Source organism: Methylobacterium sp. D48H (assembly GCF_053345715.1).
The window spans coordinates 36,698-57,917 of sequence record NZ_JBKFAP010000028.1; the positions used below are offsets into that span (position 1 = coordinate 36,698).

19 protein-coding genes, 1 tRNA gene and 1 pseudogene are annotated in these 21,220 nt (G+C 72.7%); 9 read left to right on the plus strand and 12 right to left on the minus strand.

The window, feature by feature from the left end; genetic code table 11:
- Positions 1–54: 54 nt before the first annotated feature.
- The 6 genes from ACLBX8_RS27345 to chpT form a co-directional block, all read right to left on the minus strand.
- On the minus strand, positions 55–918 hold the full coding sequence (locus ACLBX8_RS27345; protein WP_091682808.1) for a CheR family methyltransferase: 864 nt from the start codon (positions 916–918) through the stop codon (positions 55–57).
- Positions 915–2,135, minus strand: coding sequence for a chemotaxis-specific protein-glutamate methyltransferase CheB (gene cheB / locus ACLBX8_RS27350; protein WP_447700232.1), 1,221 nt, complete (start codon positions 2,133–2,135; stop codon positions 915–917). Before cheB ends, ACLBX8_RS27345 begins: the two co-directional genes overlap by 4 nt.
- 58 nt (positions 2,136–2,193) lie before the next feature.
- A complete protein-coding gene (locus ACLBX8_RS27355; protein WP_012320961.1) occupies positions 2,194–2,586 on the minus strand; it encodes a response regulator in 393 nt (130 codons plus the stop codon).
- Positions 2,587–2,597: 11 nt separating this feature from the next.
- Complete coding sequence (locus ACLBX8_RS27360) at positions 2,598–3,116, minus strand: chemotaxis protein CheW (RefSeq protein WP_447700233.1); 519 nt, start codon at positions 3,114–3,116, stop codon at positions 2,598–2,600.
- 105 nt (positions 3,117–3,221) lie between these two features.
- Positions 3,222–5,972, minus strand: a complete 2,751-nt coding sequence (locus tag ACLBX8_RS27365) for a hybrid sensor histidine kinase/response regulator (protein ID WP_447716125.1) — start codon at positions 5,970–5,972, stop codon at positions 3,222–3,224.
- Positions 5,973–6,076: 104 nt separating this feature from the next.
- The gene (chpT, locus tag ACLBX8_RS27370; RefSeq protein ID WP_447700235.1) at positions 6,077–6,787 is read right to left on the minus strand and encodes a histidine phosphotransferase ChpT; all 711 of its coding nucleotides are present in this window, start codon (positions 6,785–6,787) and stop codon (positions 6,077–6,079) included.
- Between the two features lie 392 nt (positions 6,788–7,179).
- On the opposite strand from chpT, the gene ACLBX8_RS27375 reads away from it, so the two are divergent.
- Together ACLBX8_RS27375 and ACLBX8_RS27380 are read left to right on the plus strand one after the other, a co-directional pair.
- Positions 7,180–10,197 carry a bifunctional [glutamine synthetase] adenylyltransferase/[glutamine synthetase]-adenylyl-L-tyrosine phosphorylase gene (locus ACLBX8_RS27375; RefSeq protein ID WP_447700236.1) on the plus strand — a complete coding sequence of 1,006 codons (3,018 nt, stop codon included), beginning with the start codon at positions 7,180–7,182 and terminating at the stop codon, positions 10,195–10,197.
- A gap of 71 nt (positions 10,198–10,268) precedes the next feature.
- The gene (locus ACLBX8_RS27380) at positions 10,269–11,141 is read left to right on the plus strand and encodes a 3'(2'),5'-bisphosphate nucleotidase CysQ family protein (RefSeq protein ID WP_447700237.1); all 873 of its coding nucleotides are present in this window, start codon (positions 10,269–10,271) and stop codon (positions 11,139–11,141) included.
- Here ACLBX8_RS27380 and ACLBX8_RS27385 read toward each other — a convergent pair.
- The gene (locus tag ACLBX8_RS27385; protein ID WP_447683261.1) at positions 11,122–11,700 is read right to left on the minus strand and encodes a YHS domain-containing (seleno)protein; all 579 of its coding nucleotides are present in this window, start codon (positions 11,698–11,700) and stop codon (positions 11,122–11,124) included. The genes ACLBX8_RS27380 and ACLBX8_RS27385 overlap by 20 nt on opposite strands.
- Positions 11,701–11,857: 157 nt before the next feature.
- Here ACLBX8_RS27385 and ACLBX8_RS27390 point away from each other — a divergent pair, with 157 nt between their 5' ends.
- The 7 genes from ACLBX8_RS27390 to ACLBX8_RS27420 all read left to right on the plus strand — a co-directional run bounded on the left by ACLBX8_RS27390 (position 11,858) and on the right by ACLBX8_RS27420 (position 16,722).
- Positions 11,858–12,484 carry a DUF1134 domain-containing protein gene (locus tag ACLBX8_RS27390; RefSeq protein ID WP_091682796.1) on the plus strand — a complete coding sequence of 209 codons (627 nt, stop codon included), beginning with the start codon at positions 11,858–11,860 and terminating at the stop codon, positions 12,482–12,484.
- A 158-nt stretch (positions 12,485–12,642) separates the two neighbouring features.
- Positions 12,643–13,365 (plus strand): hypothetical protein, encoded by a 723-nt coding sequence (locus ACLBX8_RS27395; RefSeq protein ID WP_447700238.1) that lies wholly within the window; start codon positions 12,643–12,645, stop codon positions 13,363–13,365.
- Between the two features lie 142 nt (positions 13,366–13,507).
- Positions 13,508–13,810, plus strand: coding sequence for a hypothetical protein (locus ACLBX8_RS27400; protein ID WP_020094369.1), 303 nt, complete (start codon positions 13,508–13,510; stop codon positions 13,808–13,810).
- A gap of 168 nt (positions 13,811–13,978) precedes the next feature.
- Positions 13,979–14,326, plus strand: coding sequence for a hypothetical protein (locus ACLBX8_RS27405; protein ID WP_447716126.1), 348 nt, complete (start codon positions 13,979–13,981; stop codon positions 14,324–14,326).
- A gap of 166 nt (positions 14,327–14,492) precedes the next feature.
- Positions 14,493–15,761 (plus strand): diaminopimelate decarboxylase, encoded by a 1,269-nt coding sequence (gene lysA, locus ACLBX8_RS27410; protein WP_447700239.1) that lies wholly within the window; start codon positions 14,493–14,495, stop codon positions 15,759–15,761.
- Positions 15,758–16,618 (plus strand): glycosyltransferase family 2 protein, encoded by an 861-nt coding sequence (locus tag ACLBX8_RS27415; RefSeq protein ID WP_447700240.1) that lies wholly within the window; start codon positions 15,758–15,760, stop codon positions 16,616–16,618. Before lysA ends, ACLBX8_RS27415 begins: the two co-directional genes overlap by 4 nt.
- 12 nt (positions 16,619–16,630) lie before the next feature.
- Positions 16,631–16,722: transfer RNA gene (locus ACLBX8_RS27420), tRNA-Ser, on the plus strand.
- 274 nt (positions 16,723–16,996) lie between these two features.
- On the opposite strand, the pseudogene ACLBX8_RS27425 reads toward ACLBX8_RS27420, so the two are convergent.
- The 5 genes and pseudogenes from ACLBX8_RS27425 to ACLBX8_RS27445 form a co-directional block, all read right to left on the minus strand.
- Positions 16,997–17,575: pseudogene (locus ACLBX8_RS27425) on the minus strand (AAA family ATPase).
- A gap of 11 nt (positions 17,576–17,586) precedes the next feature.
- The gene (locus tag ACLBX8_RS27430) at positions 17,587–18,552 is read right to left on the minus strand and encodes a DUF6925 family protein (RefSeq protein WP_447700290.1); all 966 of its coding nucleotides are present in this window, start codon (positions 18,550–18,552) and stop codon (positions 17,587–17,589) included.
- Positions 18,530–19,345, minus strand: coding sequence for an ABC transporter ATP-binding protein (locus tag ACLBX8_RS27435; protein WP_447716127.1), 816 nt, complete (start codon positions 19,343–19,345; stop codon positions 18,530–18,532). Before ACLBX8_RS27435 ends, ACLBX8_RS27430 begins: the two co-directional genes overlap by 23 nt.
- The gene (locus ACLBX8_RS27440) at positions 19,342–20,388 is read right to left on the minus strand and encodes a FecCD family ABC transporter permease (protein ID WP_447716128.1); all 1,047 of its coding nucleotides are present in this window, start codon (positions 20,386–20,388) and stop codon (positions 19,342–19,344) included. The genes ACLBX8_RS27435 and ACLBX8_RS27440 overlap by 4 nt, the downstream gene beginning before the upstream one ends.
- Positions 20,385–21,218: an ABC transporter substrate-binding protein gene (locus ACLBX8_RS27445; RefSeq protein ID WP_447700907.1), complete on the minus strand. Its 834-nt coding sequence runs from the start codon at positions 21,216–21,218 to the stop codon at positions 20,385–20,387. The genes ACLBX8_RS27440 and ACLBX8_RS27445 overlap by 4 nt, the downstream gene beginning before the upstream one ends.
- Between the last annotated feature and the right edge of the window lie 2 nt (positions 21,219–21,220).

The window sequence follows — 21,220 nt, forward strand, 5'->3', positions numbered from 1 at the left end:
GGGCTCGGGGACGGCCCGGAGCCGGGGCGCGACCGGGGATCCCGGTCGCGCCGCTCAGAGGCTCGCGGCCATGCGCAGCGGCGCCGCCTCGGCCGGGCGCGCCGCGGCCTCGGCGTGGCCGTAGAGGCCGCGGTGCTTCGGGTTCGGCGACAGCCGGTCGGTCAGGCCGATCACCGTCTCGGCGGCGCCGAGTAGAAGCGCGCCCTCCGGGGCGAGTTGCGCCGCGAGCCGCGCCAGGACGTCCGACTTGGTCGGCGCGTCGAAGTAGATCAGCACGTTGCGGCAGTAGATCACGTCGAACTGGCCCAGCGAGGCGAAGCTGTGCAGCAGGTTGAGCTGCCGGTAATCTACCATGCTGCGCAGGCTCTGGGCGATCTGCCACTGCTCGCCGACCTGGGTGAAGTACTTGATCAGCCACTGCACCGGCAGGCCGCGCTGGACCTCGAAATGGCTGTACAGCCCGAGCTTGGCCTTCTCGATCACCTCGGTCGACAGGTCGGTGGCGACGATCTCCACCTGCCAGCCGGCGAGCCGCGGCGCCGCCTCCTGGAGGAGCATGGCCAGCGAGTACGGCTCCTGCCCGGTCGAGGCCGCCGCGCACCAGATCCGCAGCCGGCGGCGGCCGGCATTGCGCGCCAGCACGTCCGGCAGGAGCGTGTCGCGGAACAGGTCGAAGGGGATCCGGTCGCGGAAGAAGAAGGTCTCGTTCGTGGTCATGGCCTCGACCACGGCCCGCTCGATCGTGCTGTTCTGGGCGAGCTTGAGGGCGCCGATCAGGTCGCCGAGGCTGGCGAGGCCGAAGCGGCGGCAGACCGGGGTCAGCCGGCTCTCCACGAGGTAGCGCTTCTCCGGCGTCAGCGCGAGGCCGGAGCGCTGCTTCAGGAAGGTGCGCAGGAATTCGAACTCGAGTTCGGTCATGCCGGCTGCCCCGTGATCAGGGCGCGCAGCGCCGTCGCGAGTTCGGGCAACGGCAGCACGGCCTCGGCGAGCCCGGCCCGCGCGACGCTGCCCGGCATGCCCCAGACCGTGCTGGTGGCCTCGTCCTGGGCGAGGACCGGGCCGCCGGCCTCGGTGAGCGCCCGGGCGCCGTTGGTCCCGTCCGAGCCCATGCCGGTGAGGATCACGGTCGCGGTGGCGGCGCCGAAGACCACCGCCGCGTCCTTGAACAGGACGTCGACCGCGGGGCGGCAGAAATTCACCGGGGGGCCGTCGGTGAGCTTGATGATCGGGCCGCCGGCCCCGCCGGCCAGCCCCATGTGGCGGCCGCCCGGGGCGACGTAGATGCGGCCCGGCTCGACCCGCTCCTCGGCCTTGCCCTCCGCCGCCGGGAGCCCGGTACGGGTGGCCAAGTGCTCGGCGAAGACCGCCGTGAAGATCGGCGGCATGTGCTGGACGATCAGGACCGGCAGGCGCCGCAGGGCGGCCGCGCCGATGCCCTCCAGCATCTCGCCCACGGCCCGCGGGCCGCCCGTGGAGGAGCCGATCAGCAGGGCGCGGGGCTGGGTCCGGTTGCGGACCTTGGGCCGCAGCGTGAAGGGGGTCGCCGGGCGCGCCGCCGCGGCCGGCGCCGGATGCACTGCGGCCGGTGCGGCCGGTGCGGCCGCCGGCGCGGCGTGGTACCCGGGCGCGTGGCCGGCGGGCGCGGCGGCCGGGCGCCGGCCACGCGCCCGGGCGGAGCCGAACACGCGGACGCGCTCGATCAGCTCGACCCGGAACGTGTCCGAGGTGGTGACGCCGCGGCTGCTCTCCGGCTTGGCGATGTAGTCAACCGCGCCGAGCGCGAGGCATTTTAGCGAGATATCGGCGTTGCGCGTCGTCAGGGTCGACATCATCACGACCTGCACGCTCGGGCTCATGGCGAGCATGCGCGGCAGCGCGGTCGTGCCGTCGAGTTCCGGCATCTCGATGTCGAGCAGGACCACGTCCGGGTCGTGCTTGGCCATCAGCTCCAGGGCGATCCGGCCGTTGGAGGCCGTGCCGACGAGCTCGAATCCAGCCTCGCCGATCCAGCGGGCCACGAGGCCGCGCACCACGGCCGAGTCGTCGGCCACGAGCACACGGATCGCCGTGGCCGATGAGGTCGTGCTCTGGGTTGGCGGCGTGCGCAGCGGGGCGACCGCGGGACTCAGGGCCATGATGATTGCCTCGGGTGCAGGGTCGCGGGGCTCGGGCCGCGGGTCAGGGAGCAGGCGATCAGGCCGCGTCGGCGACGAGACCGACCTGTTCGAGCTTGGCCGTCAGGATATCGCGGTCGAAGGGCTTCATGATGTACTCGTCGGCCCCCGCCCGGAGGGCGCGGGCGATCGCCCCGACATCGTTCTCGGTGGTGCAGAACAGGACCTTCGGCGCGCCCCCGCCCTCGCTCTGGCGCAGGGCCTGGAGGAACGCGTAGCCGTCCATGTTCGGCATGTTCCAGTCGAGCAGGATCGCGTCGGGCATGCTGGCCGCGCAGGCCTCGAGGGCGGCGCTGCCGTCCTCGGCCTCGCTGACGTTCATGCCGAGATCCTCGATGATCCGCCGGGCGACCTTCCGGATCACCGCGGAATCGTCCACCACCAGGCAGGTGGTCTCGTGGGGCGCCTTCATCGACCTCTCCCTCAAGCCGCCTTGGCGCCGGCGGGCGTGAAGCCGAGGAGCGCGTCCACGTCGAGGATCACCAGGAGCCGGCCGTCGAGGCGGTGGACGCAGGTGGCGAGGTCGCGGAAGCGCGGATCCAGGTTGATCGGCACCGCCTCGCGGCTGTCGGCGCCGAGCTTGAGCACCTCGCCGACGCCGTCGACCACCAGCGCGAAGGTCTCGCCGGCCTGCTCCAGGCCGATCGCCATCTTCGGGCTGGCCTTGGTGCCGTCCGCCTCGGCCTCCGCGTCGGGCAGGCCCAGGCGCCGGCGCAGGCTCATGGCCGTCACGACCCGGCCGCGCAGGTTCAGCAGGCCGACGATCTCGGCCGGCGCCAGGGGAACCGGCGTCACGCCCGACGGGACGAAGACGTCGTGGACCCGCTCGATCGCCAGGCCGAACAGCGTCTCGCCGACGAAGACCGTGACGAAGTCGTCGGTGGCGCCGGTCTCGGCGCCGTTGGTGGTGGCGCCGCTGGTGTTGGCGTTGGCAGCCTGCATCGGAACTCTCCGGATTCGTTCGTCGCGATCGTCGCGATCGGCCTGGGTCGATCGGCTTGGAGCGATCGGCCAGGGTCGATCGCCCGGGGCGGGCGGCGCGGCGGCTCAGGCGGCTTTCGACACCGTGGCGGCGCCGATCTCGGCCAGCGCCGAGATCAGGCCGCTGCGGTCGAACTTCGCCACAAGGTCGCTGATCGCCAGCGCCCGCGCCTTCTCCACCGCGTCGGCGCCGATCGCGCCGGTGAGGCCGATCACCGGGAGCCCGGCGAGGCGCGGCTCGGCCCGCCGCATCGCGGCGACGAGGTCGAAGCCGCTGCGACCCGGCATCTCCAGGTCGGTGACCACCACCTCGATCTGCGGATCGGACTGGAGGGTCGACAGGGCCGTCTCGGCGCTCGACGCCGTGACCACCTGATAGCCCGCGGCCTTCAGCACCGGGCTCAGCATGTCGCGGAAGAAGGCCGAGTCGTCGACCAGAAGGACCGTGGAGATCTGCTCGGGCCGCTTCAGGCCGCGCGCCCAGTCGTCGTAGGCCAGCGGCAGGAAGTGGGCGATGTTGATGATGTCGGTCGCCCGGCCCCGCAGCACCGCCGAGCCGATCAGGTCCGACCGGTCGGCCGCGATCTCGATGTCGAGGCGCTCCTCGACGATGTCGACGATCTCGTCGACCACGAGACCCATGGCGCGCTCGCCGTCGGAGAACACCACCAGGGCCTGCGTCCCCTCCGACTTGATGGTGATCGCCGCGTCGGCCGGGACCAGGGGCATCAGGCGCCCGCGGTACTGGATCAGCGCGCGGCCGCCAAGCCACTCGACCTTGGCGCACTCGATCTCCTCGAGACGGGTGACCAGCGACAGCGGCACCGCCTTGAAGCTGCCCTGGCCGCCCTTGAACACCAGGAGCGTGGTCTTGGTGTCGGCCATCTCGACCGCCTCGTCGGCGTCGGCGTCGATGTGGCCGCCGCTGCCCTGGACGCCCTGCGCCACCTGACGGGCCACGCCATTCGGATCGACGATTAGCACCACGGCGCCGTCGCCGAGGATCGTGTTGCCGGCAAACATCGGGATGTGCCGCAGCTTCACCGACATCGGCTTCACGACGATCTCCTCCGTGTGGAAGACCTCGTCGACGAGGATGCCGAAGCGCTCGCGCCCGACCTGGGCGACCACCACGAAGCCGGCCTGGTCCGTCTCCGCGCCCGGGCTCGTCTGGCCGAGCAGGCCGGTGAGCGAGACGATCGGCAGCAGCCGCTCGCGCAGGCGCAGCACCGGCGCGCCGTTGATGTGCTCGACCCGCTGCGCCCCGGCATCGACCCGGACCAGCTCCAGCACCGCCACCTGCGGCAGGGCGAAGCGGTGCTCGCCGGCCCGGACGATCAGGGCGGCCACGATCGCCAGCGTCAGAGGGATCTTGATGGTGAAGGTGGTGCCGCGACCCGCCGTGGTGGCGATGTCGATCAGGCCGCCGATGGTCTCGATGTTGGTCTTGACCACGTCCATGCCGACGCCGCGGCCCGAGACCGAGGTCACCGCCGCCGCCGTCGAGAAGCCGGCGTGGAAGATGAACTTGGCGACCTGGGCGTCGGTCATCCGCTCGATATCGGCCTGGGAGGCGAGCCCGCGCTCCGCGGCCTTCTTGCGGATGGCCGCGAGGTTCAGGCCCTTGCCGTCGTCGGCGATCTCGATCGTGATCGTGCCGCCCTCGTGGTAGGCGGCGAGCCGGATCGTTCCGCGGGCGGGCTTGCCCGCCGCCACGCGCTCGGCGGTCGATTCGAGGCCGTGATCCGCCGAGTTGCGGACCATGTGGGTCAGCGGGTCCTTGATGACCTCCAGGACCTGCCGGTCGAGCTCGGTCTCGTTGCCGACCATCACGAGGTCGATCTGCTTGCCGAGTTCGGCCGAGAGGTCGCGCACCACGCGCGGCAGCTTCTGCCACGCGTTGCCGATCGGCTGCATGCGCGTCTTCATGACGCCCTCCTGCAGCTCGGCCGTGACGTGCGACAGGCGCTGCAGCGGGACCTTGTAGCTCGAATCCTCGTGCCGGCGGGCGATCTCGAGGAGCTGGTTGCGGGTCAGCACCAGCTCGGAGACCATCGTCATCAGGTGCTCGAGCGTGTCGACGTTCACCCGGATGGTCTGGTTCTTGGCGGCGGCGGTCGTCTCGCCCTCGGCGCCCTCGACCTTCTCGGCGCGCGCCGGCTCGGCCTTCTCGGTCTTCTCGGCCTCGACGGGCTCGGGCTTCTTCTCGGCCTTGGGCGCCGCGCTGACGGCGGGCGCGGGCGCCGGGGCGGCCGCAGGGGCGGGCGTCGCGGCCACGGGGGCAGGCGGCGGGAGGAAGTCCGATTCGTCCGGACCGGGGGCGGCCAGGAAGGCGGCCTCCAGGTCGTCGAGGGAGACCTCGCCGGGCTTCAGCTCGCGGACCACCGGATCGGGCAGGACCGGCTCGGGCGGCGGCGGCGGGACGGCGGCCTCCGGCTCCGGCGAGCCCTCGGCCATGCGCTCCAGGGCGGAGATGAGGTCGTCGTCCGAGCCCGCGGGCTCCGTGCCGGTGGCCTCCAGATCGGCCAGGATCGCCTTCAGCCGGTCCAGCGTCAGCAGGATCAGGGTGACGGAATCCGACGTGGCGGGCAGCCCGTCGCGGAAGCGACCCATCAAGGTCTCGGCGGCGTGCGCCAGAGCTTCCAGCCGCGGGAGTCCGAGGAACCCGCAGGTTCCCTTGATCGTGTGCACGAGTCGGAAAATGTTCCGCAGAATAGTCTCGTTGTTCGGATCCTGCTCGAATCGAACCAATTCTGCATCGACCGTGTCGAGATGCTCCCCGCTCTCGGTCAGAAACTCGCGAAGCAGGTCGTCCATAGGCGCTACTCGTTACGCGGAGAAGGTCTCGCGCAACCTACTTACTCGCGCGGGGTTAGGGAAGCGTTTCCATCCCGGCCCCGCGCGGCACCTTTTTCAGAGTTTCACGCCAGCGCCGTGTCCGAAGCCTCTCCATCGCGATCTTCGGGCGTGTCGATCACTGCGGGCGTGGCGGTGATAGTCACTTCATCGCCCTCGATAGCGAAGCGGACATCCATGGCGGCGGCCCGGGCCACGAGGCCGGCGTAGAACGGCAGGATGCCGTGGGCGTCGACGGTGCCGCTCTCGGGGCTGCCGGCCATCAGCTCCTCGACGTGGGGCGGGATGCGGGCGTGCGAGCCCTTGGCCTTCAGCACCAGCGTGGGCGCCTCGCCGTCGCCGGAGACGACGACGTCGATCAGGCCGCCCCGGGGAATCGCCGAGGTGGCGACCATCACGAGATTGAGCAGGAGCTTGACCTTGTTCTTCGGGAACAGCGCCTGCGGGGCGCTCCAGGTCAGCTTGGTCTTGTCGTCGGAGAACATGCCCTTGGCGACGCTCTCGGCGTCGGCGAGGTCGATCGAGGCGCCGGCCGAGCCGGCGGCCCCGAAGGCGATGCGGGCGAATTTCAGCCGCGCCGAGGCCTGACGGGCGCTCTTCCCGATCAGCTCCAGGGCGAAGGTCCGCATCGATTCGTCCTGGTCGTCCTCCAGGACCTCGAGCCCGTTCACGATCGCGCCGACGGGGCTGATCACGTCGTGGCAGACGCGGGAGCAGAGCAGGGCGGCGAGGTCGAGGCCGTCGAGAGTCAGGGTGGGCGAGGTCGGGGAGGACATGGTGCGCTCCGGGCGGGCGGATCGGAAATGCGGACGTCTGCGGGCCGGGGCCCCGGTCGGGGCTGCCGGTTCCCGGCCGCCCGGTCCTCGGCCGCCCCTGCGGCGATCGAGTCGCCCGAAGGAATCCCGCGCGGCCCGCGGGCCGGACCGGGGGCGACGACCGGTCCGCACGGATAGACGCCACGGTCGGCTTTGAAAAGCGTTACCGGATCGGACGGAAGGCCGGGACGGCCCCCGATTCCGGGCCCGCGCGGCCGCGAACGCGTCGCCGCTGCCCGGTCCTGGCAGCATCGTGAACGCGCGGCGGGCGCCTGGAGCCATGTGCGCCAGACCGGACACGGGCGGCTTGGTCGGCTACGATGCCGGTCCCGTCGCGCCAGGGAGGATGCGGCATGAGAGATGAGACCGGTCTCCCGAACGGAGCGGCGAAGGGAGCGGCCGCCGAGCCAGCCGAGACGCTGCGCGCGCGCCTGCGCCCCCGGCTCGGGCTCGCCGACCCGGACGCCGCGGGGGCCCGGCTCGCCGAGCTCGCGCCGGCGCTGCCGGCCGGCTTCCTGACACCGCCCTGCCGGGAGCTGCTCCTGGGCCTGGCGGATCATTCCCCCTTCCTGTGGCGGGCGGCCACCCGGTCGCCCGAGCGGCTCGTCGCCCTGCTGGATCAGCCGCCGGACGCGGCGAGCCGGGACATCATCGCGCGGCAGCGCGCCGTCGGCGCCGCCTGTGGGGCGAATCCCGACCTCGCCGAGGTCGGCCGGCAATTGCGCGCCAACCGGGAGGCCCACGCCCTCCTGGTCGCCCTGGCGGATCTCGGCGGCCGCTGGGACCTCGACGCGGTGACCGGCGCCCTGTCGGCCTTCGCCGACGCATCGGTGAGCGGGGCGGTCGAGGCGCTTCTCCGGCAGGGGATGGCGGCCGGGCGGTACCGGCCCAGGGATCCGGAGGCGCCGCAGGACGGGTCGGGCCTGATCGTCCTGGGCCTGGGCAAGCTCGGCGGCTGCGAGCTGAACTACTCCAGCGACATCGACCTCGTCGTCTTCTACGAGGCCGAGCCCGCTGCCGCGGCGACCGGCGGCGATCCGAAGCCCTTCCTCGTCAAGCTGGCGCAGGGGCTGGTGAAGCTCCTGGCCGACCGGACCGCCGACGGCTACGTCCACCGCATCGACTACCGGTTGCGGCCGGACCCGGGCTCGACCGCGGTGGCGCTCTCCACCGGCTTCGCCTTCGACTACTACCAGACGCTCGGCCAGAACTGGGAGCGCGCGGCCTTCATCAAGGCCCGGCCGATCGCCGGCGACGTCCCGGCCGGCGAGGCCTTCCTGGCGGAGCTCGCGCCGTTCATCTGGCGCCGGCACTTCGACTTCCCGGCCATCGCCGAGATCCACGCCCTGAAGCGGCAGATCCACATGGTCCGCGGCCACGAGACCATCGCGGTCGGCGGCCACGACATCAAGATCGGCCGCGGCGGCATCCGGGAGATCGAGTTCTTCGTCCAGACCCAGCAGCTCGTCTTCGGCGGCCGCAAGCCGGCCCTGCGGGGCCGCCGGACCGTGGCGATGCTCGGCGAGCTCGTCGCGGAGGGCTGGATCGACGGGCGGGCCCGGGACGAGCTCTCCGCGGCCTACGCGTTCCTGCGCACCCTCGAGCACCGGATCCAGATGATCCGGGACGAGCAGACCCAGCGCCTGCCCACCGGGACCGAGGCGCTGACCGCGCTCGCCCTGTTCGCGGGCTTCCCCGACCTGGCGGCCTTCGAGGCGGCCCTGCTCCACCATGCCGGCCGGGTCCAGGCGCACTACGCCCTGCTGTTCGAGGCGGAGCCGGAGGCCGGCGCCGACGGGGCCGCCCTGGTCTTCGGCGAGAGCGATCCGGATCCCAAGACCCTGGCGCGGCTCGGCGCCTTCGGGTTCCGGGACCCGCCCCTGGCCTGGGAGACCGTGCAGGGCTGGCATCTCGGGCGCCGCCCGGCCCTGCGGACCGGCCGGGCCCGGGAGATCCTCGCCGAGATGCTCCCGGCGCTGCTGCGCGCGCTCGGCGGCACCGCCGACCCCGACGCGGCGCTCCTCGCCCTCGACCGGGCCTTCGCGCGGATGCCCGCGGTGGCCGAACTCCTCGCCATCCTGCGCTCGCACGAGCGCCTGCGCCTGCTGTTCGCCGACATCCTGGGGACGGCGCCGCGCCTCGCCGACACGGTCGGCCTGAGCCCGCACGTCCTCGACACCGTGCTCGACGCCGACTTCGTGACGCCGACCACGGATCCCGACGAGGTCCGCGCGCAGTACCGGTCGCTCCTGGGCCAGCCGGCGAGCCACGAGGAGAGCCTTGACCGCTGCCGGGACGCCACCCGGCAGATGGCCTTCGTTACGGGCGCCCGCCTGCTGTCGGGCATCCTCACCCCGCGCCAGGCCGGGGAGGCCTACGCGGCGATCGCCGAGGCCACGGTGGCGCTGAGCCTGGAGGCGGAGGAGCGCCGATTCGCCCTGGACCACGGCGCGGTGCCGGCGGGGCGCTGCTGCGTCCTGGCGCTCGGCCGCCTCGGATCCCGCCAGCTCAGCGCGGAATCCGACCTCGACCTCGTGTTCCTGTACGATTTCGACCCGGAGAACCGCACCAGCGATGGACGGCGGCCCCTGGACGCCGTGGTGGCCTACAACCGGCTGGCGCAGCGCGTGTTCGCGGCGCTCACCACGGCTACGCGGCGCGGCCGGCTCTACGCGGTCGACCTGCGGCTGCGGCCCTACGGCAGCCACAGCCCGCCCGCCGTGCAGCTCAGCGGCTTCGCGGCCTATCACGGCGGCGAGGCGGAGCTCTGGGAGCACATGGCGCTCGCCCGCGCCCGGGTCGTCGCCGGCGACGCCACCCTGGCGGCCGACGTCACCTCCGCGATCGCCGGGATCCTCCGACAGCCGCGCGAGACCGCCGCCGTCTGCGCCGAGGCGGGCGCGATGCGGGCCCTGGTCGCGCGGGAGCGGGGCCATGCCGGCCCCTACGACCTGAAGCTCGCCCCCGGCGCGCTGTTCGACCTCGACTTCCTCGCCCAGGCCATCGTGCTGAGCCAGGCGCACGACTGGCCCGGCTGCATCGGCCTCGGCGCGGAGTCGCTCTTCCGCGAGGCGGCGGCGCGCGGCCTCCTGCCCGCGGCGGCGGGCGAGGCCCTCGCCGAGACCTACGGCTTCCTCGACGCCGTCTACCAGTGGCAGCGGCTCGTGATGACCGATCCTGCCGCGGAGCCGTCCGAGACCGCGTCCCGGCAGATCGCCAAGGCGGTGGGCCTCCCGGACGCGCGCGGCCTCGCGGCGGAGCTGCGCCGCCACCGTCGCCAGAGCCAGGCCCTGATAGCGCGGGTCCGGCGGACGATGCGGATGCCGGCGCGGACGCCGGCCGCCGCGCGGGAGCCGCCGGAGCGCCGATGAGGCGCGCTCCGGCCGGTGGCCGTCGACATTCACCCCCCGCTCGGGCATTCAGGGCGGTGTCGGGAGGCATCATGATGGGCGCGGCGACGATCTCGGGACCGGAGCGTGAGCGGATCGCCGCGGCGCTCGCCGAGATCGCCTGCGCGGCGGGGGAGATCCTGCGCCGCTACCACCGGGGGCCCTGCCCCCACGCCCTGAAACCGGACGGCTCACCCTCCAGCGCCGCCGACGTCGAGGCCGAGGACCTGATCGTCGAGGCCCTCGCCGGGCGCTTCCCCGGGATCGCGGTCGTGGCCGAGGAGCGCGCCCAGAGCGACGCGACCCGCACCGCCGACCTCTTCTTCCTCGTCGATCCCCTGGACGGCACCCGCGACTTCCTCGCCGGGACGCCGGACTACTCGGTCAACATCGCGCTGGTGTCGGGCGCCCGCCCGGTGGCGGCCGCGCTGGCCGCCCCCGGCCTCGGCCGCGTCTGGTGGGCCGGACCCGCGACCCTGGAGGGCCCCGTGATCGCGGGCCGGCCGGGGGCCGGGCGGCCGGTCCGCGCGCGGGCGGCGCCGGGGACGGGCCTCGTCGCCCTGGGCAGCCGGCGGCACGGCGATCCCGAGACCGCCACCTGCCTGGCGGCGCTGCCAGTGGTGGAGACGCGCCAGGTCGGGTCCGCCCTGAAGTTCGGGCTGATCGCCGCAGGCGAGGCCGACATCTACGTCCGCTGCGGCCCGACCATGGAATGGGACACGGCCGCGGGCGACCACATCGTCGCGGCGGCGGGTGGCTGCGTGGTGGTGCCGGGCGGCGGCCCGATCCGCTACGGCCAGCACGGACCCGATCACCGCAACGGTCCCTTCGCGGCCCTCGGGGACCCCGCCCTGGCCCCGCGGCTCGCCCTGCCGGCCCGCGCGAGCGACCGGCCGGCGGCGGCGCTCAGCGCGGCGCATCCCTAGGCGGCACGTTGGGCGAGGCTTCGGGCGAGCCGTCGGGCGGGACATCCTGCAGACGGCGCACGGCCGGCCAGGCCGCCTCCGCCTGCCGGGCCAGGCCGGGCTCCGCCAGGAACCGGGCGCGGCGCCCGGCATCCCGGAACAGGTAGAGGCGCTCGTCGATCACCGCGAAGACCAGGGGATCGGCGTCCACCAGCCGGCCATCAAGGATCCCGGCGGCGTCGTAGCCCCCGAGGCGCGGCGCGTAGGCGGGCGGGTCGTCCCGGAATGCCGCGCGGTTGGCGCCGCTGGAGAAGCGCCAGACCTGGCCGCCCCAGGACAGCTCGAACCGGGCCAGACCGGCCTGCGGCCCGCCCTCGAGGAAGTAGCTGACCGGGTCGAAGCCGTTGAGCGTCAGCAGCTCGATCCGCGTCCGGGCCGTCAGGCCCTCCTCCGCGGCGGCGCGGCCGGGGGCGACCGCCGGCAGGGCCGCCAGCGCGGCTGACAGCGCGGCTGACAGCCCCACCGCCCGCGCGAGCGTGAGCGCCGCCCGCGGGACGCGCGCGCCCGACCGCCCGGCCATGCGGATTGCGGGGTCAGGACGCGTTAACCACATCTTGCGGATTCCCTCAGAAGCTGGTCCGACTCATCCGCCCGGCGCGGCCTCTGCCGGCCCGGCGGGACAGAGCGGCTCAGGTCCATCGCACGAACCGTTAATCGAACCGGGCGAGGAGGCAACGATGACGGCACGAGACGATCGCGGCACCGACCGCCGCACCCTCCTGCGCGCGGGCCTCGGCCTGGCGCTGGGTGCGCCCCTCTGCGGCTCCCTCCTCGGCGCCGCGGGCGCGGCCCGCGCGGCCGGCGAGGATCTCGACACGCCCGAGACCTTCCGTCCCGGCGAGATCGTGGAATCCGGCCACCGGTTCTTCGGCACGGTGTCGCGCGGCCTCGCGCTCACCGTCGAGGAGGCGGGCCGGCGCTGGGGCGAGCCCAACGGCTACATCCTCGGCCAGGAGGGCGGCGGCGCCGTGGTGGCGGGCGTCCGCTACGGCGAGGGCACGCTCTACACCCGCAACGCCGGCAAGCGGCGCATCTACTGGCAGGGCCCGTCCCTCGGCTTCGATGTCGGCGGCGACGGCGCCCGCACCATGATGCTGGTCTACAACCTGCCCAACGTGCGCGACCTGTACCGCCGCTTCGCCGGCGTCGACGGCTCCGCCTACTTGGTGGGCGGCTTCGGGATGACCGCGGTGGTCAACGACCGGGTCATCGTCGTGCCGATCCGCAGCGGCGTCGGCGCGCGGCTCGGGATCAATGTCGGCTATCTGAAGTTCACCCGTGAGCCGACGTGGAACCCGTTCTGATCCGGCCAGATCCGGCCTCGATCCGGGATGGCGTCGGAACGCGTTCTGATTGACCGGCCCCGAGGGATTTCACCCTCGCGGCCAACCTGGGCTAGAGTGGAGTTGGGTCGGGTTTTCCGGCCGGATGCGCGGGCTGCACCCTCGTGATCGAAACGGTGATGATCTTCGCGCTGGGCTTCCTGGCGGCGAGCCTGTGCGGCCTGCTGCTTCTGCCGGCCCTCAATGCCCGCGCCGCGCGCCTGGAGCGCCGGCGGGCCGAGGCGCGCCTGCCGCTGTCGCCGGCCGAGATCGCCGCCGAGCGCGACTTCCTGCGCGCGCAGTTCGCCGTGCAGCAGCGCCGGTTGGAGCGCCGGGTCGAGACCGTCGAGGCGCGGCGGCAGGCCGACATGGCGGCGATCGGGGCCGGGACGATGCGGGTCGCCGCCCTGGCGCGCGACGTCGCTGCCCGCGACGCCGAGATCGCCCAGGCCCAGGCCAAGACCCGGGAGTTGGAGACCGAGCTGACGCTGGCGCGGGAGGACGGGAGCGCGAGCCTCGCCACGCTCCAGGCTCTCGAGGACGCCCATGCCGACCTGCTCGATAGTCTCCTGGCGCTCCGGCAGGGCGCGGCGCCGGCACCGGACGCCGCCGCGCTGGCGGCCGAGCGCGACGACCTGCGCGCGAGCCTGAAGGCGGCCGAGGAAGCTCTGGCCCTGACCGTGGTCGACCGCCAGAACGAACGCCACGACCGGGCCGGAAACCTGTCGCCGGACCGGCAGGCCGGCATCGAGCGCGAGAACGCCGATCTCCGCCGGCGAATCGTCGAGGTCGCCGAGGCCCTCACGGCCCCGGGCCGGATGCCGCGGACCGCGGCGGCGATGCCGGAACCCGAGCGGGTCTGAGCCGATCCACCCCCGAAACGGGGTTTGGCGACCGGAACGCAACCGAAAACCTGCGATGACTGCCTTGTTTCGACCACGCAAAGGCATCATCGCATCGCCGACCCGCCCTGCATCACAACTTCGACAGATGGTACGGATACCCATGCGCCTGAAGCCGATCGTCCTCGCCGTCGCGGCGGCCGTTGCCCTGACGCTGCCGGCAGCCGCGCAGCAGACGAAGCGCGGCAACGAGACCCTGAAGAAGTACTGCACCGGGGACTACCTGACCTATTGCGGCAACCTGGCCCCCGACGATCCGGCCACCGATGCCTGCTTCCAGAAGAACTGGAAGAAGCTCAGCGAGAACTGCCGCCGGGCGATCGACGCCTACGAGGCCGAGCAGCAGCAGAACGCCCCCGCCAAGAACCGGCAGGGCTCGCAGGGCGGCAAGGAGCGGCGGGGCTGACGCCTCCCGGCTGTCGAGGCCGGGTCGGGAGCCGCGGGAACGGGCCCCAACCATGCGCCGCGGCCGGCCTGTGGCGGACGGGCGCTCGCGCCGGGACGCGGCAACGGCTAAGGTAGCGCTCCCGCCGGCCCTCGCGTGCCGGTGCCGAGCCCGCCGGACCCTCGCGCGATGTTGTCGAAACCCGCCCTGAAACTCCTCGCCGTGTCCGGCCTCGTGGCCCTGGCGGCTTCCGCCTGCGGGCGGCGGGGTGCGCTGGAGCCGCCCCAGACGGCGGCCTCGCGGGCAGGTGCGCAGGCCAGCGCGGACGCGCCGACCGGGCGGCGGACGCTGCCGGTCTCGGTCGGCCTCGGCGGCGGCGCCCCGGAGCCGGACCCGGCCTCGGTGCGCGCCGGCGACGAGCTCTCCGCGGCGGCGGTCCCGCCGGGCGGCACCGAGGCGCCGGTCGAAACCAGCCGCGGCGCGCGGCGCGGCTACCGGGTGCCGAAGGAGCCTTTCATTCTGGATCCGCTGCTGTAGAGGGCGGAGGCCGGAACGCCGTCGCGGTACCGCGCGCCCGGTGGCCCCGCTCGGACTCGGTCGGACCCCGCCACCGGCGCGCGCCGCCGCGGCCTGCGGCGGAGTGTTTCACGGGAAACAGCCCGCGCTCCGGCGGGACGAGATACGGCGACGAGACACGGCCGAGATGCACCATTTTCACTATCGCGACGGCCGCCTGCACGCCGAGGATGTCGACCTGACCGGCCTCGCCTCGGAGGTCGGCACACCGTTCTACTGTTACAGCACCGCCACGCTGGAGCGGCACTTCCGCGTCTTCGCGGAGGCGTTCGCGGCCGACGACGCGCTGGTCTGCTTCGCCATGAAGGCGAACTCGAACCAGGCCGTCCTGCGGACCCTCGCGGCCCGGGGCGCCGGGATGGACATCGTCTCCGGCGGCGAGCTGCAGCGGGCCCTGGCGGCCGGCGTGGACCCTGGCAAGATCGTGTTCTCGGGAGTCGGCAAGACCCGCGCCGAGATGGAGGCCGCGCTGAGGGCCGGCATCTTCTGCTTCAACGTGGAGAGTGAGCCGGAACTCGCGGTCCTGTCCGAGGTGGCGGTGGGCCTCGGCCTCCGCGCGCCGGTCTCGGTCCGGGTGAACCCCGACGTGGACGCCGGCACGCACGCCAAGATCTCCACCGGCAAGTACGAGAACAAGTTCGGCATCCCGATCACCCGGGCGCCGGCTGTCTACGCCGCTGCGGCCGCCCTGCCGGGGATCGCGGTGCACGGCGTCGACATGCATATCGGCAGCCAGATCACCGATCTGGCGCCCTTCGCCGACGCGGCCCGGCTGCTCGCCGGTCTCGCCCGGGCGTTGCTGGCGGCCGGCCATCCCCTGCGCCACATCGATTTCGGCGGTGGCCTCGGCATCCCCTACCGCGACGACAACGCGCCGCCGCCGGACCCGGCCGCGCTGGCGGCGACCCTGCGGCCGCATTTCGCCCCGCTCGGCCTGCGGCCGGTCTTCGAGATCGGCCGGATGATCGTCGGCAATGCCGGGATCCTGCTGACGCGCGTGCTCTACGTGAAGCACAGCGAGGGGCGGACCTTCGTGATCGTCGACGCGGCGATGAACGACCTGATCCGCCCGACCCTGTACGAGGCCTATCACGGCCTGCGGCCGGTCATCGAGCCGGGTCCCGAGACGCCGCGCCTCGTCGCCGACGTGGTCGGCCCGGTCTGCGAGAGCGGCGACTACCTCGCCCTCAACCGCGAGATGCCGGAGGTGAGGCCCGGCGACCTGATCGCCGTGATGAGCGCCGGCGCCTACGGGGCGGTGCAGTCCTGCACCTACAACACAAGGCCGCTGGTGCCGGAGGTTCTGGTGCGGGGCGACCGCGCGGCGGTGGTCCGCCCGCGCCTCGACGTCGACGCCCTGATCGCCCTCGACCGGGTGCCGGACTGGCTGGCGTGAGCCGCGCTCCGGCGGGCACCGCCGCCCCCAGGCCGGTCCCGGGAGCCGACGGGCCCCTGCCGCTGTCGGTCTTCATCATCGCCCACAACGAGGTGGACCGGATCGGCGCGACGCTTCGGGCGGTCCGCGGCCTGACCGACGACCTCGTGGTGGTCGATTCCGGGTCGACCGACGGCACGCAGGCCCTGGCGGAGTCGCTGGGCGCGCGGGTGCTGCACCATCCCTGGCCGGGCTACGGCCCGCAGAAGCGCTTCGCAGAGGAGCAGTGCCGGCACGTCTGGCTCCTGAACCTCGACGCCGACGAGGTGGTGCCCCCGGAGCTGGCCCGGGAGATCCGGGGCCTCTGGGCCGCGGGCGAGCCGCGCCGGCCGGCGTGGCGGATCGGCATCGCCGAGATCTTCCCCGGCGAGGGCCGGCCGCACCCGCTCGCCTACACGCTGACGCCGGTCCGGCTCTACCGGAAGGACAAGGGCCGCTACGCCGCCTCGCCGGTCCACGACCGGGTGGCGCTGGAACCGGGGGTGAAGCCGGGCCGGCTCCGGGGCGTGATCCACCATTTCTCGGTGCGCTCGCTCGGCGACCAGCTCGACAAGCTGAACCGCTACTCCGACCAGCAGGCGGACGACTTGGAGTCGCGGGGCGTGGTGATCCCGACCTGGCGGGTGTTCGTCGAGCTGCCGGGCAATTTCCTGAAGGCCTATCTCGGCCGCCGCCACTTCGTGCGGGGCACCTACGGCTTCCTGACGGCGATGAACTACGCGATCTCGCGGCATCTGCGCGTCGCCAAGCACGTCGAGCGCCGCCGCGTGGCCGCCGCCCGCCAGGATCGGGTTGACCCGCCGGATCCGACCTTCTAGAGCCAGAGCGCCGGAGACGTGGCCGAGCGGCTGAAGGCACTCGTTTGCTAAATGAGCATACCCAGAAATGGGTATCGAGGGTTCGAATCCCTCCGTCTCCGCCATCTACCCCCAACCCGAAAAATGTGTTTTATCACAAGGGGTTGGCGCGCGCCAAAATCTGATTTGTCCCCGATTTGTCCCCGCGGAACTGGCTTGTGGAAAAGCCTGGGCGTCTGCGCGAAGCGGCAGGTGAGAAGCGGGAACGGGCGAACCTGAACGACCGTCCGAGTGATTTGCCGGGCCGGAGGCCCGTTCACAGGAACCTCCAAGGCGGCGTGTCGGCTCGTAACGCCCGCTCATAGCGTTACCCTTCTTCGTTACGGCTCCGCTCTGGCATCACGACATCCCAGCGTGATCATCCCCCGCCTTCGAAGGATCGGCCGCAGCAGGCGAGATAAATTCTACCCGGTCCGGAGGGAGCAACCGCCACCAAGCGTCCGGCGAGCGGAACGCGTCGTGGGCCAATCGCAGGATGATCTCCGGCTGACGATGTGATGGGTCGATCCCACCGCGTGCCTCGTTGCGGGCGAGGAGCATCTCCCAGGATAGGTCGAACACCTTCCACTCGACCGAGAGACCGTATCGCTCGACGACCTCAAGCTCGGCCTCGAACACCTCTCGGGTCAGGTGGGTGTCAGCCATCACAACGCTGAACCCCGCCGCCAGGGCCGCATCCAGGGCAGCGACCTTCACACCGTGGAGCAGTCGGCGCGCCCCCTCGTCTCAGTCCGTCCGGCGCACCTGCCAGTAGACCTGACGGTCCGGCGGCCAGAATGTCTGCCGGAGGTCGTCCAGGGTGAGGTGCACCCAGCCCTGCAGCGGGTCGTACCGGCGCGCGTAGGTCGTCTTGCCCGCACCGGGGCATCCGATCAGCCCCACCACCCTCTGCCGGCGCGGGGGTGCCTCAACGTCCATGGAGCGCTGGGTCAGGCATGGTTGGCGGCGTCCTCGTCCTCGTCGAGCTCGGGGTCAGCCTCGACGGTCTCACCGCGCAGGTAGCGCGCCTGGACCTCCGCGACACGGCGGGCAGCCTGCGCGTGGCGGTTCGACACGAGGCTGTCCGGGCCGAGGTCCCCGCCGCGCTTGGCCGCGAGCAAGTCAGGATCACCCCACCGGTCGAGGAGGGTCTGGAAGGCGTCGTGCCGGGCCACGTCGAAGGCGATCCGCTGGCCCATCATGTCCTTGTAGGGGTGAGCCGGATGAATGCCGGCACAGGGAACCCAGCCTGCCGGAATCGGGGTGGTCGCCGCATGAGTGCGACCGCCGCGCAGGAGCTTGGGCAGGACGTGGGTGTGAGGGCCCTCCGGGCTGGTGCCGCCGGGGCCCGGGATCGGGGCATAGACCTCGATGCGGCCGACCCGAGCGAGGAACACGCGGTGGGGGCTCAGCGCCACGAGTTGGCGACCGATGGGGCTCGCAGGGTCGAACAGCGGCAGTCCGACGCCGAACCGCAGGCAGGCGATAGCCTCCGGGTCGCTCGTGCGCACGCAGGCATCGACCGCCAAGAGACCCAGGCCCAGATCGAACAGGATGGCGTCGCGGTCCCGTTCGCGGGCGGCGTCCCGGTCCGGGCCAAGTTCCGTCACCACGCCGCGCCGGTTCATCGCGCAGCTCGCTTCAGGCAGGCAAAGGGCGACGGCGTGGTTCCAGCCGGTCGCGACGGCCGTCTCGTAGGCCACCGGACGCAGGTCGGGACTGGGAGCGAGCGCGATGGCGCCCCGCTCCGTCGCGAGGCCCATGCGCCCGTCCGGCAGCGGCAACGTGGCCTCATCGGGGTCGCGCATGAACTCGGCGATGGCCCCGAAGCTGCCGAGGCTCCAGGCGGTGCCGGGGTCGGCCAGTGCGTCCCGCAGCAGGGTCGTGACCGCGTCAGCCCGTGGTGGTGACGTCATCGCGTTCCTCCGTCTGAGCCCCGGACCGCGCCCAGGGCAGGATGTATCGGGTCCCGTCCGAAGCCCAGCCCCGCTCGGCCGTGACGCCGAACGCCTCGGCCAGCAGGACTTCGGTCAGGGCTTCCTCCGGGATACCGTCGGCAACGAGGCGGCCACCGGCCAGCACGACGATGCGGTCGCAGAACCGGGCCGCGAGCGTAAGGTCGTGCAGCACGGCGACCACGCCGGTGCCGTCCCGGGAGACGCTCCGCAGAAGCGCCATCGCATCGAGTTGGTGCGCTGGGTCGAGGGCCGTGACCGGTTCGTCGACAAGAAGCCACGGCGCCTCGACCGCGAGCGCCCGGGCGAGCAATGCGCGCATGCGCTCTCCCGAGGAAAGGGTCGGCTCCGCTCGGGCGGCGAGGTGGGCAATGTCTGTACGCGCCATAGCCCGCGCCACCGCAATCTCGTCAGCCTCCGCCAGGGATGCGAACGCACGACGGTGCGGCAGCCGGCCGAGCGCCACGATCTCGCGAACCGTCATCGGCCAGCCGACGCCGCCCCCCTGGAACAGGGCGGCGATACGGCGGGCCCGCTCCTCGCGGGCCAAGCCGGACAACGGACGGTCGTCGAGGGTGACCCGCCCCCGGTTTGGGGTGATCAGCCCCGCCAGGACGCGGAGGAGCGTGGTCTTGCCGGCCCCGTTCGGGCCGACCAGCCCGACGAAGCGGCCGGGCTCCAGGGTAAGACCTATGTCTGAGAGGATGGTCCGTCCATCCAGCGTCACCTGGGCGTCCTGCAGGACAAGGCTCATGCCCGCCTCCCGCGGCTGCGCAGGAGCAGCACGATCAGGAACGGCGCACCGACCAGCGCCGTCACCACGCCAAGCTTGAGTTCCGGCCGGGTGGCGAGCAGGCGCACGCCGATATCCGCCGCGAGAACCAGGACCGCTCCCGCGAGGCCGCTCGGCAGCATACAGGCGCCGGGACGGACACCGACGAGCGGTCGCATCAGATGCGGTACGACAAGGCCGACGAAGCCGATGGCGCCTGAAACCGCGACACCGCTCCCGACGGCCAGGGCCGCACCCGTGACGAGACGCAGGCGCACGGAGACCAGGCCGACCCCGAGGCTCGCGGCGGTGTCCTCGCCGAGCGTCAGGGCGTCGAGGGCGGAGCCGGTCGACAGCATGAGGGCCCAGCCGACAGCCATCAGCGGCAGGCATAGGAGGACGTGGTCGAGGCTGCGGTCGCTGAGCGAGCCCATCAACCAGAACACGATCTCCAGGGCCGCGTAGGGGTTCGGCGACAGGTTCAGCGCCAGCGCGGTCAAAGCCCCGGCTAGGCTCGACAGCCCGACTCCTGCAAGGATCAACCCGAGGGTGCTGCTGCCGCGGGCGGCGAGCGCGTTCAGGAGGAGCGCTGCGACGCCGGCGCCGGCGATGCCGCCGAGCGGCAGGGCAAGGCTCATGGTGGCGGCGAAACCGCCGTAGAAGACGATGACAGCGCCCAGCGCCGCGGCGGACGAGATGCCGAGGATGCCGGGGTCCGCGAGCGGGTTGCGCAGGTAGCCCTGCATCGCGGCGCCGGTCAGGCCGAGGCTGAAGCCGACCAGGGCCCCAAGCAAGGCGCGCGGAATGCGAAGCTCCCACAGGACCAAGGCCGGCAGCGTCGTGCGACCGGCGACGAGGTCTGCGAAGGCGGCAGGCACGTCGAAGGGCGCGTAGCCGATGGCGATGGAGGCGAGCGTCAGCGCGAGCGTGGTCAGCCCGAGCACGGCGATGACGGTTCGCCGGGCGCGCGGCGTGCCGAGGCGACGGGAGGCCGTTGGATGGAGCGAGGTGACCGGCGCATTCATGGCCGGAGTGCCCGTTCGTTCGCAGCCTCGGCGAGCTGCGCCACGACCTCCGCGACCTGTGGCCCCGGACAGGTCCAAAGGCGGTTCGGGATGTCGACCGTCCGGTGCGCTCGCGCGAGCGCTTGGAAGACGGGATGATGCAGCAGCGTGTCGGCGAGCGAGGGCGAACCGGGCGCGCCTTCATCGACCACGATGAGGTCCGGGTTCGCCAGCGCTGCGGCTTCGAGGGGCACCTGCCCGAAGCGGTCACGCCCGATCTCGGCCGAGACGTTGACGAGGCCGGCGGCGCGGATCAGCGCGTCCCCAAGCCCACCAGGCGCGACCGTGAAGGCGTTCGGACGCATCACGAGGACGCGAAGGGGCTGCCTGGCCGGCAAGATGGCGGCGAGACGCGCATTGAGCGCCGCGACCATCGCCTCGCCCCGTTCGGCATGGCCGAGCGCCGCCGCGACCTCGCGGATCTGGGCGCGGACGCCATCGAGGTCAGCCGGCACGCCGAGTTCGAGCACGGGGGCGCCGACGCGCTTGAGCATGCCCACCGTCGTGCGCGTCGTGAAGGCTCCGGCGATCACAAGGTCGGGCTTCAGGGCCACGACCTCCTCGGTGAGACCCCGCGTCACCGGCAGCCCGACCGCTTCGGCCGCGACGGTCGAGCCCCGCGGGTCACGGGCAAGGTAGGTGACCGACAGCACTTGATCGCGGTCGGCCAGCCGGAGGACGAGTTCGTCGGCGCAGAGGTTCATCGAGACCACACGCACGGGTGCCGCCGCCGCGACCAAAGGCACGGCGGACAGGATGGCCACGAGAGCGAGCGCGAGGCGTGACGTCATCA